The organism is Massilia cellulosiltytica, assembly GCF_047325105.1.
In the GTDB taxonomy this organism is placed as follows: domain Bacteria; phylum Pseudomonadota; class Gammaproteobacteria; order Burkholderiales; family Burkholderiaceae_D; genus Telluria; species Telluria orientalis.
Genome location: NZ_CP168562.1, coordinates 5383140 through 5396717, shown reverse-complemented (window position 1 = coordinate 5396717; position 13578 = coordinate 5383140). Strand labels below are relative to the sequence as shown.

Here is a 13578-nt window from a genome sequence, read left to right as displayed (position 1 = left end):
CTGCTGCGCATGCTCGAAGGACTACCGCATTTCTGGATCAACCGCGCTGCCGACGCGCAGCGGCGCGCGCTGGCGCAGGCGTTCCTGGACCGCGCCGGCGTCGTCCACGCGCGCATCGACGCCGTGACGCCCGACACGCTGCCGCCGGTGCGCGTGCGCGAACCCTTCGTCAATTCGTTGCCGGAGCTGGCGATCATGGCGTCGCACCTGCGCGCCGTCGGCACCGCGTACCGCGCGGGCGCCGCCGCTACGCTGGTGCTGGAGGACGACGTCCGCTCGCACCACCTGTTCGACGGCGCCGCCCTGCTGGCCAGCGCGCCGCCCGACTGGGAGATCCTGCAACTGCACGTGAGCCATGCGCCGGTCGTGCTGGCGCTGGGCGAGCTGTACCTGCGGCACGGCATCCTGTGGCACGAATGGGAGCCGGCATGTTATTCGGCGGGCGCCTACGTGGTGTCGCGCCGGGGCATGCAGTCCCTGCTGGCGCGCTACTGCCCGGACGGCGTCGCCCTCGACCTGACGGGCGTGCATGCCTGCGGCAAGCTGGTGGCCGACCACCTGCTGTACCGCCGCGCCATCTGCTATACGGCCACGCTGCCGCTGTTTTTCAACGACGTCGGGCTGGCCTCGACCCACGCCCCGCAGCGCGACGAGACCCATCACCGGCCGGGCGCGCAGGGCGCCGAGGACGTGCGCCTGCGCGTTGCCCGGCGCGCCGGCGCGGACGCCTATCCGTTCGCCCTGCGGCCGCTATGAACCCGAGCCGCCATGCCGTCGCCGTGGCGATCGTCACCACCTGCCGCGCCTCGCTGGCGCGCGCGGTGCGCTCGGTGTTCCGCCAACGTCTCGCGGACGGGCAGGGCGGCCGCATCCAGGTCTTGCTGGGCGTCGACTGCGACCCGGACGGGCGCCTGGCGGCGCTGCTGGACGAGCTGGCGCCCGAATGCCCGCCCCACGTGACGGTCACGCTGATCAACCTCGGCTACTCGACGTCGCAGCGCCACGGCGGACCGCACGCCTCGTACTACGGCGGCTCGCTGCGCTCCGCGCTGACGCTGCTCGCCGACAGCCGCGTGGTCGTCTACCTCGACGACGACGACTGGCTGAAGGAAGACCATTGCGCGCGCATCCTGCAAGCGATCGAGGGCAAGAAATGGGCGTACTCGTATTCGATCTACGCGGACGGCAATACCGGACAGGAACTCTGCGTGGACGGGCTCGAGAGCGTGGGCGTCGGGCGCGGCATCTACGCCGAGGCCTTCGGCGGCTTCGTGCGCCCGAGCGGGCTGGCGATCGACAAGCTGGAGCTGCTGCACGTGGTGCACCTGTGGTCGTGCGCGGCGTTCGCGAGCGGCGACGGTGAGGACCGGCTGGTGTTCGAACAGTTGCGTCGCGAGCCACACGGCTGCACCGGGGCGGCGACCGTGTGTTGCGCGCTCGACCCGAACGATGCGCTGCATGCGCGCCGCGTCGAATTCATGCGCGCGCACGGCGTCGAGGCCCACGTCGCGCCGAAGGCCGGCTCGAGCCGCAGCGCCTAGTCCGGCCGCTGCGCGGCCGCCGTCGCGTACGCGCGATACGGGCCCTGGGTCTCGAGGGCGGCCAGCGCGGCGTCGTAGCGCGCTGCCGTTTCCACCAGCGTTGCCGCTTCCCAGATTGCCTCGAAATGCCGGGCCGTCCATGTGTTCGCGCCGGTCTGCACGTAGGTGTACAGCCAGGGCGCGTCCACCAGCGCGATGCGGCCGCGCCGCAGCATGGCGTGCATCACTTCCGTGTCCTCGCCGCGCGCCAGCCCGGGATAGTCGGGGACAGCGGCGCGCCGCGCCAGCATCGACCCTTCCCATTCGCGCGCGCCGGACACGCCGAGGCGCCGCGCCCCCGGCGACCACAGCAGCCAGCGGCTGAGGAACATGGCATCGGCCTGCATCGACTGCAGCAGGAGCATGCCGAGTTCGAGCCGCTGCGGGTGGTAGAGGTCGTCGTCGTCCCACTGGCAGATCCAGTCGCCGCGCGCGGCCCTGAGCGAGAGGTTGCGCAGTTCGCCCAGGCTGCCGGCAGGCCGGTCCGGCGTCACCACGCGGATGCGCGGATCGTCGAGCGCGCGGCAATGCGCCTCGATCGGCGTGCCCGGCGCGTCGCAGACGAGCACCAGTTCGCGCTCCGGCCACGTCTGGCTGCGGAAGGCGTCGACGGCGAAGCGCGCCGGGAACAGGCGGCCGCGCGTGACCATCAGGCACGATACGAGCGGCCGCCGCGGGAACGTCACGAGGTCGAGCCGGCCTTGCTGGACCAGGACGCCGTCCTGGCCCAGCCTGAAATCGACGCCGCGGCCGGGTTGCGGCAGGAAGTCGGCCAGGGCGGCGCCGCTCATGGCAGGAACGGCCGCGCCAGCATGGCGTAGGTGGTGGCGCCGGCGCGCACGTAGTCCTCGGTCAGCAGGCCGGCGTGAAAGCGGGTGAAATCGGTGCGTTCCGCGCTCCACCACAGGTGGCTGCACAAGTGCAGGCTGAAGACGTCGCGCACGTCCGGGTCGAGCCGCTCGAACAGGTTGCACATGCCGTCCGGCGTCCAGGGGTGACGGTAGAAGTACTGGCGCGGCACCACGTGGAGCAGTTCCGGATGCCGTTCCCACAGGCGGCTCGCGAGCTGGCAGGAGTGGCTGGTCCATTTGCCGTCGAACGCGCCGTACGAGGCGTCGAGCCAGCGCGCGACGAACGGCGCCCCCGGCGCGGCGAGGATCAGCGCATTGCACAGCGACGGCCGCAGGATGCCGCGTTCGTCGGGCAGCGCGCCTTCGTCGCCGAGCACGCAGGCGTGGCCGTACAGGTGGTCGGGCATGGGCGCGACGAACAGCGTGTCGATGTCGGCATACACGCCGCCATGCTCGCGCAGGACCTGGAGGCGGATGAAGTCGGCCTCGTGCGCATAGCTCCAGCCGGCGGCGGCGATGCCGCGGCCTTCTTCCGAGGCGGCATAGGCGGCCAGCGGCAGCGCGGTGCGGGCCACCGGGCGCAGCGTCAGGTGCGGCTTGATCCGTTCCCACAGCGGTCCATGGGGTTCGTTGGCGTAATGAAACCAGATCGCGTCCGGACGATTGATCCGGCGGCACGATTCCAGGCACAGGTAATGCGCCAGGTGGAAGGGCTCGGTCTGTTCCTTCAGGCCGAATACGAAGTGAAACAGGCGCGGCACCATGCTCATGCTCCGATCGCGTGCCGGAAGCGCCGCATCACCGGCCCCTCGGCGTACAGGTTGGCGATCCGTTCGCCGAGCAGGCGGGCGTGCGGATCGGGTTGGCCGCGGTGCACGAAGCGGTAGCGCATCTTGCTGCGCGCGTCGGCGACGTCGGCGACGGCCCAGTGGTGGTCGGGGCCGTACGAGGTGCCGGGCCAGTCGATCGGCGCCAGCGTGCCGCCGATCAGGCCGGGGTGGTCGCGCCCGAGGAAGTCCAGGTGGCCGCTCCAGCCGGTCATGAGTACCGGACGCCCGAGCGCGGCGGCGTCGAACGCGCCCATGCCCCAGCCTTCGGCCCGCGTCAGCGAGACATAGGTGTCGCCGAGCCGGTGCAGGCGATCGATCCAGGCGCCGCTGATGCCGTCGCCGGCCAGCACCGCGACGGGCGGCAGGCGGGGCCGCCCGAGTCGCGCGCGCAGGGCCGCCAGCTGCGCCTCGACGAGTTGCAGCGACGTCCTGCCGGCTTCGTGCGGCAGCGGGAAATGGACGGGCCGGGTCGAGGTCTTGATGCAGAGCGCGGCCGGCTCGTCGGCGTCGAATTCCTCGACGAACGCCTCGATGAGGCGCGGCAAGTCCTTGCGCAGCATCCAGGCCCCGATCGTGTAGAACACGTGGTGCCCGGCGGGGATGCCGAGCTGGCGGCGCATGTCGTCGAGCTGGCCGGGCGCGACGTCGTCGTGCGCGTGGCGGCGGATATGCGGCACCACATGCAGCGGAACGGTCACGCCGCCGGCCCGGAACACCTCGGCATTGAACGTCGACGGTACCAGGACGCCGTCGAACCGGTTCAGGATGGCCGGCCAGTGCGCCGGTATGCGATCCGATTCCCAGGTGCAGTAGGCGAAGTTCGCCTTGCCGGGTTCCACGCACGCGGGCAGGTATTCCGGCACCAGGTGGGCGACGACGATGCGGTAGTCGCGCGGGGCGGCGGTGCGCTGCAGCAGCGGGCCGAGATCGCGCAGCGCGGGGTCGGCGCCGGCGGCGCGCACGACCTCGAGCAGTTGCGGGGACATGGCCGGCAGCCAGCGCTGCAGGCCGTCGGCGCCCCAGAACATCGGCTGCCAGTGGACGTCCAGCCCGAGGTTCACCAGGCCGCGCAGGTAGGCGAGTCCCGCCAGCCCATAGCCGGTCGTGTCGCCATAGGAAATATACTTGATCATGTCGGTATGTCTCCTTGCAACCGCTCGATGCGCAGCCCGGCCACCGCGACGCGAGCGCCGGGCGCGGCGAGGATGGCGACGACGATGTCCTTGCGGCTCGCTTCGACATCGAGGTCGAGCGTCACGCTGGCCGGGCCGGTCTCGTCGATGCGCCGGCGCGCGCAGGCCAGCGTCGCCCCGGAGCCGTGCGCCGTGGCGGCCAGGCCCACTTCGCCGGGCGTCGCCCAGGCCAGGTCGAGCAGCACGCGGTGGCGGCCGGCCGCGAACGGGAACGGCAGGCGACACCGGCCGGCGGCGGCGAGCACGCCGTCGCCCCCGTCGCGCGCGAGGAGCCAATGCGTGCCCTCGAGCCGGCCGCCGGGAGCGCCATGGGCGGCGAGGAAGTCCGCTTTGATGATGACCGGAAAGTCGCTGGCGTACACCAGGTGGGCGTTGTAGAAGTCGTTGTAGTTATTGACGCCCGCGTCCATGCCGAGGACGTCCAGGCCGGCTGCGGACTTGGCGCGGTACGCGACCAGCCTGCCGTTCGTCGCGTCGACGAACGCGAGCGTCTCGGTTGTCTCGCGCTGGGCGACGTTGATCACCTCGCCCAAGTGGATCTGCTCCGGCTCGCAGTGCAACGCGATGGCTTTGCCGAACAGGACGGGACCGGTCGGGCACAGCGACGACACGCCGCGGTAGCGCCGGCGGCAATGGGCGACGATCATGCGGATCGCGGCTTCGAACGCGGGCAGGCGGGCCGGCGCCGCGATGATCGTGTTGCTGACGATCCACGGGGCATCCACCGCGCGGTCGCGAAACACGACGAGCTTGCCGGACTCGAGCGGCAGCCCTTCATGGAAGAACACGGACAGGTCGGCATAGGCGCCGCCGAACTCGTGCAACAGGCACAGGCGCGCCAGGTCGGCCCGGTATGCATACGGAAGCAGTTCCTCGTAGGCCCTGCACACGTCCGCTTCCATGTGCGCGCGCAGGAAGGCGCGGATGGCCGGCTGGTCGTACAGGCGATGCGGCAGTCCCGGATGGTGTTCCTTGAACGAACCGATGTTGCGTGCGACCGCCGGCGGCAGGCGCGGCGGGGCATCGGGCGGCTGGTCGGCGATGAGTATGCTGAACAGGTTCATGGATGAGACCGAAGAGACCTATTGTAGCCCAGCATGCGTCCTGGCGCCGTCATTGCTCGCCGGCTTGCCTGAACAACGCTTCCAGCTCCGCCCGTTTGCTGTCCACGGCCGCGCGGCCGCGCTTGCCCGCAAACTCTTCCTCGATATTATCGCGATAGAAACTCCAGGCCGCGCCCGACGTCGAGAAGCGCCGCCACACTTCGCTGCCGACCCCCGAGTAATCGATCGTACTGCCGTCGTCGAATTCCACGCGCAGGATGCGCTCGCGCGCGTCGTAGCCGATCGCGCGCAGCTTGCCCGCGTTGATGCGTTTCATGTCCATGTGTGGTTTTCTCCCCTGACGATGCATGGATTATTGGGACATTCACCTGATTCGGCAAGCCAATCTGTCTTGTGCGGCCGTGCGCGCCTTGTTGCGTCCTCCGCTTGTACGTACTCTGGCTCAGCCGTACGACAATCATTAAAAAGGAGACCCACCGATGAAACGTTTCGCCCGCTGGCTCGCCGCACTCTTGTTCGCGCTGTCGGTCCTGCCGCTGTCCGCATCCGCCGCCGGTTATACCCAGACCCGCTACCCGATCGTGCTCGTGCACGGCCTGCTCGGCTGGGACAGCATCGGCCCCTTCGATTACTGGTTCGGCATCACGGACGCGCTGCGCCGCGACGGCGCCCAGGTCTACGTCGCCCAGGTGAGCGCCGCCAACAGCACGGAAGTGCGCGGCGAACAGCTGCTCAGCTACGTCAAGCAGGTGCTGGCCGCGACCGGCGCCCAGAAGGTCAACCTGATCGGCCACAGCCACGGCGGCCCGACCATCCGCTACGTCGCCTCGGTGGCGCCGAACCTCGTCGCCTCCGTGACGAGCGTCGGCGGCGTCAATAAAGGTTCGGCGGTAGCGGACGTCATCCGCGGCACGGTCGCGCCGGGGACGTTGTCGGAGGCCGTGCTGGGCTCCATCGTCGATGGACTGGCCGGCACCATCGCCTTCCTGTCCGGCGACAGCAGCGCGCAGGTGTCGACGGCGGCGCTGGATTCGCTGACGACTGCGGGTGCCGCAAAGTTCAATGCGGCGCATCCGGAAGGTCTGCCGGTGACCGCGTGCGGCGAAGGCGCCTGGCAGGCCCGCGGCGTGTATTACTTCTCGTGGAGCGGCGCGCAGCCGTTCACGAATTTGCTCGACCCGATCGACGCGCCGCTCAGCCTCGTGTCGCTGGCGTTCCGCGGCGAGAAGAACGATGGGCTCGTCGGCAGCTGCTCCAGCCACCTGGGCCGCGTGATCCGCGACGACTACGCGCTGAACCACCTGGACGAAGTGAACCAGGTCGCGGGCCTCGTGAACCTGTTCGAGACGAATCCCGTCACGCTGTACCGCCAGCACGCCAACCGCCTGCGCGAGATGGGCCTGTGAACCGCAGTCCGAACATCGTCCTGGCGCTCGGCGCGGCCGGCACGCTGTGGCTGGCCATGCTGGCCGGGCGGCCAGCACCGGCAATGCAGACCGTGACCGTCACCCCGCCAGCGAAGGCGTTCGCGCCATCGCTGCAAGGCACGCGGCCGGACGGCGCCGTGCACGTGGCGCCGGACGACAGCATCGTCGCGGACGCCCGGCTGGTCGAACTGTTCGACTACTACCTGAGCACCGTGGGCGAGAAATCGCCCGCCGCGGTACGGGCGGAAATCGAGCGTGAACTGGACCGCACCTTGCGCCCGGCCGCCGCCGCGGCAGCGAAGCGCGTGCTGACGCGCTACATCGCGTACCGGCAGGCGCTGGCGGGCGTCGGCGCCGACCGCAGCCTGGTCGGTCAGGACGCCGCGGCCCTGAAGCGCCGGCTCGACGCGCTGCGCGGCCTGCGCGCGCAGTATTTCAGCCGGCGCGAGATCGCCGCGATCTTCGGCCGCGAGGATGCCGCCAATGCGGAGGCCCTGGCACGCATGGAGATCCGCGACGACCGCACCTTGGACGCGCAGCAGAAGCGGGCGCGCCTGGCCGCGCTGGATGCCGGCCTGCCGGCCGATGTGCGTGCGGCGCGTGAGGCGCCTCTGAAAATCGTGCACGTGCAGGAGGAGGCGGAACGGCTGCGGGCCGGCGGCGCGGGCGAGGACGATGTCTTCCGCCTGCGCGCGGAGGCGTTTGGTGTGGATGCGGCGCAGCGGCTGGCGGATGTGGATCGTGACGAGGCGGCGTGGAGACGGCGGATCGATGCGTATCTGGTTCAGCGCCGCGGATTGAACGACGAGGCGGCCGTGACGGCGCTGCGCAATCGCATGTTCAGCGAGGATGAGCAGCGAAGGTTGGGGGCGTATGAGGGCGGCCCGCAACCTTAAAACCGTCGTCCCCGCGAAGGCGGGGACCCACGTTTAGCAGCGTGCCGGCCTAAATTGGATTCCCGCCTGCGCGGGAACGACGGTTCATTTATAGCTTCTCGATCTGCCCCTTCGCATATCCGACCCCCGACCCACTCGGCGCCAGCTCGAGATAGGTCTTGTACGCCGCCTTCGCCTTCTCGCCATCGCCCGCGCGCGCATACGCGTCGCCCAGGTTCATGTACGCGATCGCGCGCGACGGGTCCATCTTGATCGCGTTCTCGAACCAGCGCGCCGCCTCGGCAAACTTGTCCTGCTTGTAGAAGACGAAGCCGAGATTGTTCGCCGCGAGCGCGAAGTTCGGCCGCAGCTTCAGCGCTTCGGTGAACTGCGCCTCGGCCTGCGCGTACTGTTTTTCCTTGTACAGCTGCAGCCCGTGGTCGTTGGCGCGCTGCGCCTGCTGGCGGCTCGACACCGGCACCGCGGCCGGCGCCTTGATCGTCTGCTCGCCGCCCTGCAGGTCTTTCACGACGACGGGCGCGGTCGGCGCCGACGCCTTCGCGTCCAGCTTCGTGTTGAGCGCGATGGCATCGTTCGACAGCTGCGCCGTGTTCGTATTCAGGAATTCGCTTTCCTCGGGCAGTTCGAACACGAAGTCGCCGCCTTCGGAACCGGGCAGGCTGCCGAAGGCGGGCGTCTGCTGCGACACGCTGGCCACCGCCGGCGCCACGTACGCTGCCAGCTCCGTCGCGGTGATCAGGCCGTCGCCGTTCAGGTCGGCCTTGCCGCCGAGGCCCTGCAGCAGCGTCCACGTGAACACGGAATGGCCGTTCGGGCCGCCGTCGGACACCATCTGGTCCGTGCCGCCCGCCGTCAGCATCTGGCGGCCGAGGCGCTTCGCGTTATCGCGCAGGAAGGCCGCGTTGGCGCCGCCGCGCGTCAGTCCGAGGCCGCTGTAGCAGGCGTCCATCACGAACAGCACGTGCTTCGCGGGCAGGCTCTCGGCGATGTTCTGGATTTCCGTCATCGGGATGGCGTCGCTGGCCAGGTTTTCGGGATCGGCATCGTACGGCACGATGTAGCCCAGATCGCGGCCGGAACTCAGCTTGCGCGTGGCGCCGTGGCCGGCGAAGAACACGAACACACGGTCGTTCGGCTGCAGGCCGCTCGTGCCTCCATGGCCGACGAGATCGTGGAACGCGGCGAGGATCCCGCGCCGCGTGGCCTGCTCGTTCTTCAGCGTGACCACGTGATCGGGCGCGAAACCGAACTTCTGCACGAGCGCCTGCCCGACGCCTTCCGCATCGCGCACGGCGTACTGCAGGCGCGGCCATTTCGGATAACCGTCGACGCCGACGACGATCGCCCACGAGGACGCATACCCGGTCGCGGCCGCACGTGCGACGGGTGCCGGGGCCGCATGCGCGCCGCCGCTCACGCGGAACGTATTGCCATCCCAGCCGGCGAACTGGTAGCCCTCGGCGACGAGCCGGTCGAGGATCGCCGGCAGCGCCTTCACGGTGCGCTCGTGGATGTCGTGGAACAGGATGATGCCGCGGCCTTCCTTGTCGACCGCGCGCAGCACGCGATCGGCGATGGACGAGGGCACCGGATCGGCCCAGTCCAGCGAATCGATGTTCCACATGACGGACTTCAGGTGCGCGTCGGCCAGCAGGTGCATGCCCTCCTTGTTGCGCGCGCCGTAGGGAAAGCGGAACAGCGCGGAGCGTTGCGGATCGACGGCCTTCAGCAGCGTGTCCGTATCGAGGATCTCGGCCTTCAGGCTGGCGCCGCTCTCCTTCGACAACTGCGCGTGCGAGAAGCTGTGGTTCGCGAGCACATAGCCCGCGGCCTTGAGCTTGCGGCTGACTTCCGCGCCCGCATTGAGCCGCGCGGCGCCGTGCGCGTCGAGCGTACCGAGGTTGCGGCCGACGTTGAAGAACACGGCCGGCGCGTCGTACTGCTTGAGGATCGCGGCGATCTCCTCGCTGTAGCGGCGATGCGGACCGTCGTCGAAGGTCAGCACGATCGTCTTCTTGGGCAGGCCCTTGCCGAAGATCTCGTCCTCTTCCTTTTGCGCGGTCGGGCTGTTGTCCTGGTTCGGCGGTTCCGGCCTGGCGGGGTAGGGCAGCACGACGCCGTAATCCTTGAGGATGCGGTCGCGCTGGTAGAGCGTCTTCAGGTAGGCGACGTAGCTGTCCCACTTCTCGCGCTTGAGCGTGATGGAGCGCGTCTCGAAGCGCCCGAAGACGGCACGGATCTCGTTCTCGTAATTGCGCTCGATCTCGGTTAGCGCGTCGACGTCTTCCGAGATCCGCTTGTGCAGCTTGATGGCCGGGAGCGACGAATCCTTCGCCACGCTGGCCAGCAGCGACTGCATCAGTTCGCGGAACGCGAGACGGTCCGCGTCGTACAGGCCTTCGCCCGACTCGACGTAATCAAGCAGGCCGCCGACCGCCTCGAAGCGGCGTGGGTTCTGCGACCCGACGAGGCTTTCCAGCGCATCGTCGATCTTGTTGATGCGTTCCTGGTTTTCATGGAACAGCTGCTGGCCGACGCGGTTGACCTCTTCCCGGCCTGTCGAGGAGAGCCCGGCTTCGTCCTGGGTCAGCACGATCATCTTGCGGTAGGCCGCCAGCACCTGCTGCATGTCGGCGGCGATGGCGGTGGCTTCTTTAGTCGGCCCCGTGGCCTGCGCTGCCTGCGGTGGTGGAGCCGGCTTGCGGTTGGCGAGCCAGGTGCCGCTGGCGGCGCCGGCTGCGGCGATGGCGAAGATGACGAGGTAAAGGGCTTTGCGTTTCACGGCGGTGTTGAAAAAGTTATATCGCGGCAACAATATCACTAACGGCGTGACTTTTGCTAACGAAAACTTAATGTGGGGGAGTGAGCAGATTGTCACCCGAACTGCCCTATCAAATTCAATGAAAAGCCCAACTGGAACAATAACTTAGGGAAATTTCCAGCCGGGTACGATTTTGGCACCGCTCGCGTGTAAATGCGCTACTTCGGCTCGTTATTGCACTTTTTTTGGCATCGTGGCGAGCTGGTTTTGCGCGGCGCCGTCTATATGTGGACTCGTTCGCTGCTGAGATAGCGCCGACAGGGCGCGTGACCAGGTTCGCGTGCGCCCAATTACTGGGACAGGGCTGGTCCGCCTCGTGGAGGAGTTGCTTGAGTGTTTGAATGATACTAGTCATAACAAATCATTCAGTCTAGTTGTCTATAAGAAACTAATGTTCACACAATGTCACCCCACTGCTTGTAATAGGGTTTTAACGTCCTCCTCGCCCCCTCCTTTTATCAAATAGTCGTAGAGGACAGCAATCACAGACCCTTTACGTCCAGGCGATAGTGTCCTACCAGTCTCCTGGCACCACTCTTCCACAGCCTGAACCGCCATTGCGAGTAGTTCAGCGTCTGCCTTTGTGCCGCCAGCGATTGCAACTATCGGCATGCGTCCAAGTACCTCTGCACGCGTTACGGGCGACCTAAACCTCTCAGGCAGCTCGTACACGCGCCTAACGCCTCCTAGCCCCGTACGCTCCTCAGTACGCCACCCTTCACGTTTTGCCATCGCCGCGATCGCAACTTTGCTCTTGGGCATCCCTGGCAAATTTAGGGCGGCAATCTCGCTTGCTGACAGAAGGTCTTCCACTTTTCACTCTTTTCACTCTAAGTGCAAAGCGTGATCGCAAAGTTCTTTGCGCTTTCCGCTTATGCACAATCGCATAAAAATCAAACACTTAGCTTATGAACTGCACAGTGCTGACATCATTGGTAAGCGCAAAGTTACTTTGCACCTTTACTTTGCACTTCTTATCGCTTACTATGCACTTCGGGAATCAACCAATGGGAGCCACCAATGAGCGTAGTAAGCATGCCAAAAAAATCCGCACCGGCTGACTGGCACCGGGCGGACGTCGTAGCAGCCCTTCATAAGCGGGGCTGGTCCCTGCGTCAACTTTCCGTACAGAACGGCCTTAGTGAAGGCACGCTGAAATCTGCCCTGGATCGACCCTACAAGAAAGCGGAAGGAATTATTGCCGCCGCAATCGGTATGGCGCCCGAGGACATCTGGCCGGAGCGTTACGCAAAGCGCGATTTTACGCCGGTTTTGTCACTCTCTTAGCACTTGGATGCAGCTAACTGCTAAGTCGAGTGGTCATGAACGAATCTTAATTGTCGGAAACGCAAAGCGCTACACCGACGATTCTCGGCGATAGGAAACACACTATGCGAAACAAGCGATGGAAATCGGCTAGGAGTCCGCGCGGCAGAAGCTAAAAGACGTCGTTTCATGGGCGCGCTTGTTGATGTCGGCGACTGACGCGCAATCGGCGGTGCCTGATCGGTACGATAACGGCGGCGACCAGGCGGTTTCGAGGGTGTTTCCTGGCTCAGGTGGCTAGCAGGTTTCCCATACGGCGTAAATTCAAGGCGGCGCAGACGAGCTTCCACTCGGCTGCGGCCTTGCGCAACCCACGCATGCTGAAATTGCGAAAGCCCATCACGTGCTTGATCCAGGCATTGGGCGCTTCGACGATGGCTTTACGCCGCCGATAAGCGTCCCTGGCCTGTGGCGTGCGCATCTTGGCACGCATGGCTGTCGTGTAGGGATTGGTCCGGGTGTCCAGTTGAGCGCAGTCTTTACCCTCGCGTCCAAGCGCCACGTACAGGTCGGTCGGATGGGCTGCCAACTGGGCAAATGTCGACTCGGCCCGATATCCCGCGTCGGCCAGGGCAACGTTCGGCACCTGACCGGTCATGGCTTCGACGGCGGTCAGCATCGGCCCCAGGTTGCCGGCATCCGATCCGCAATTGGTCAGTTCAGCCGCGACGATGATCTGGGCGTGCGCATCGACAGCCGTCTGGCCGTTGTAGCACTGGTCGAAGCCACCGCCGGCGCGCTTCATGATGCGGCTGTCCGGGTCGGTGAAGTTCTCCTGCGCCGAGTCCTCCGGCACGCCGAAGTCGCGCTTGTAGCGGTTTCCGTTCTTGTTTTTTGGCTTGCCATCCTTGTCGCGCGGAATGCGGTCGTCATCCTCGCTACGCCCCTTGGCGCGGTCGGCCTCGCGCTGGCGCGCTTCGAGACGTTCCCGCGCCGCCTGGATCACTTTGAGCCGGTCTTCGCGCCGTTCAATCTCGGCCGGCAGGTCCAGTTCCGGTTCGTCCCGCTCAGCCACGTCGGTCTGCCGGGCGCGCTCCATCAACTGCGCGATCTGCTCCTTCAACTCGGCTTGGGCATCGACCATCCGCCGATAACTCATCGCCTTGTGCCGCGACGCCGAGGCTTTGACCTTGGTGCCGTCGATCGCCACCGTCCCAAGCTTGACCAGGCCGCATTCGCGCGCCAGTCTCACGACCTGGACGAACAGGGCCGACAGCTCATCCAGATGCAAGGCGCGGAAATCGCAAATCGTCCTGTGCCTGGGGAAGTTGCCGGCGCCGAGAACCCGGAACGCGACGTCCTCGTGCAGTTTGCGCGCGATCTTCCGGGACGAGAACACACCGCTCGCGTAGGCGTACAACAGCACCTTCACCATCATCGACGGATGAAACGGCTGATTGCGCGGGCCACCGCCCGCGTAGCGCGCATGAAACGCACTCAGGTCGAGCAGATCGACCGTGTCGTTGATGAAATACGCGAGATGCCCTTCGGGCAGCCACTCCTGCAATGCGGGCGGCAGCAAAAACTGCTGCTGCGGATCGTATGGAAGATAACTGGTCGTCATCCCCAGATTCTATCCGTAGCAGCCCG

The 13578-nt window shown here is 66.8% G+C and carries 13 protein-coding genes; 5 read left to right on the top strand and 8 right to left on the bottom strand.

All coding sequences use genetic code 11. The annotated features are described in order from the left end of the window. Positions 1-9 precede the first annotated feature (9 nt). Positions 10-756, top strand: a complete 747-nt coding sequence (locus ACEN9H_RS23595; RefSeq protein ID WP_160410621.1) for a hypothetical protein — start codon at positions 10-12, stop codon at positions 754-756. Further along, a complete protein-coding gene (locus ACEN9H_RS23590) occupies positions 753-1541 on the top strand; it encodes a hypothetical protein (protein WP_056126220.1) in 789 nt (262 codons plus the stop codon). Before ACEN9H_RS23595 ends, ACEN9H_RS23590 begins: the two co-directional genes overlap by 4 nt. Here ACEN9H_RS23590 and ACEN9H_RS23585 read toward each other — a convergent pair. The 5 genes from ACEN9H_RS23585 to ACEN9H_RS23565 are packed head-to-tail and all read right to left on the bottom strand — an operon-like array spanning position 1538 to position 5840. Continuing rightward, positions 1538-2371, bottom strand: coding sequence for a glycosyltransferase family 2 protein (locus ACEN9H_RS23585; protein WP_413672300.1), 834 nt, complete (start codon positions 2369-2371; stop codon positions 1538-1540). The genes ACEN9H_RS23590 and ACEN9H_RS23585 overlap by 4 nt on opposite strands. Then, positions 2368-3195, bottom strand: a complete 828-nt coding sequence (locus ACEN9H_RS23580) for a glycosyltransferase (protein WP_056126224.1) — start codon at positions 3193-3195, stop codon at positions 2368-2370. The genes ACEN9H_RS23585 and ACEN9H_RS23580 overlap by 4 nt, the downstream gene beginning before the upstream one ends. A gap of 2 nt (positions 3196-3197) precedes the next feature. Beyond that, the gene (locus ACEN9H_RS23575) at positions 3198-4394 is read right to left on the bottom strand and encodes a glycosyltransferase family 1 protein (protein ID WP_056126226.1); all 1197 of its coding nucleotides are present in this window, start codon (positions 4392-4394) and stop codon (positions 3198-3200) included. Continuing rightward, complete coding sequence (locus tag ACEN9H_RS23570) at positions 4391-5518, bottom strand: glycosyltransferase family 32 protein (RefSeq protein ID WP_160410619.1); 1128 nt, start codon at positions 5516-5518, stop codon at positions 4391-4393. Before ACEN9H_RS23570 ends, ACEN9H_RS23575 begins: the two co-directional genes overlap by 4 nt. Before the next feature lie 49 nt (positions 5519-5567). After that, positions 5568-5840: a KTSC domain-containing protein gene (locus ACEN9H_RS23565; protein WP_056126229.1), complete on the bottom strand. Its 273-nt coding sequence runs from the start codon at positions 5838-5840 to the stop codon at positions 5568-5570. Positions 5841-5997: 157 nt separating this feature from the next. Here ACEN9H_RS23565 and ACEN9H_RS23560 point away from each other — a divergent pair, with 157 nt between their 5' ends. Beyond that, positions 5998-6924 (top strand): lipase family alpha/beta hydrolase, encoded by a 927-nt coding sequence (locus tag ACEN9H_RS23560; RefSeq protein ID WP_413672299.1) that lies wholly within the window; start codon positions 5998-6000, stop codon positions 6922-6924. Beyond that, positions 6921-7841: a lipase secretion chaperone gene (locus ACEN9H_RS23555; RefSeq protein WP_413672298.1), complete on the top strand. Its 921-nt coding sequence runs from the start codon at positions 6921-6923 to the stop codon at positions 7839-7841. The genes ACEN9H_RS23560 and ACEN9H_RS23555 overlap by 4 nt, the downstream gene beginning before the upstream one ends. Before the next feature lie 88 nt (positions 7842-7929). Here the strand turns inward: ACEN9H_RS23555 and ACEN9H_RS23550 are convergent, their stop codons facing one another. Together ACEN9H_RS23550 and ACEN9H_RS23545 are read right to left on the bottom strand one after the other, a co-directional pair. Beyond that, a complete protein-coding gene (locus tag ACEN9H_RS23550) occupies positions 7930-10623 on the bottom strand; it encodes a polysaccharide deacetylase family protein (RefSeq protein WP_413672297.1) in 2694 nt (897 codons plus the stop codon). A gap of 444 nt (positions 10624-11067) precedes the next feature. Continuing rightward, complete coding sequence (locus ACEN9H_RS23545; RefSeq protein ID WP_413672296.1) at positions 11068-11475, bottom strand: DNA-binding protein; 408 nt, start codon at positions 11473-11475, stop codon at positions 11068-11070. 207 nt (positions 11476-11682) lie between these two features. On the opposite strand from ACEN9H_RS23545, the gene ACEN9H_RS23540 reads away from it, so the two are divergent. After that, on the top strand, positions 11683-11949 hold the full coding sequence (locus ACEN9H_RS23540) for a helix-turn-helix domain-containing protein (protein ID WP_413672295.1): 267 nt from the start codon (positions 11683-11685) through the stop codon (positions 11947-11949). 268 nt (positions 11950-12217) lie between these two features. On the opposite strand, the gene ACEN9H_RS23535 is transcribed toward ACEN9H_RS23540, so the two are convergent. Then, entirely contained in the window at positions 12218-13552 is a 1335-nt protein-coding gene (locus ACEN9H_RS23535) for an IS1182 family transposase (protein ID WP_413672294.1), read from the bottom strand. Positions 13553-13578: the final 26 nt, after the last annotated feature.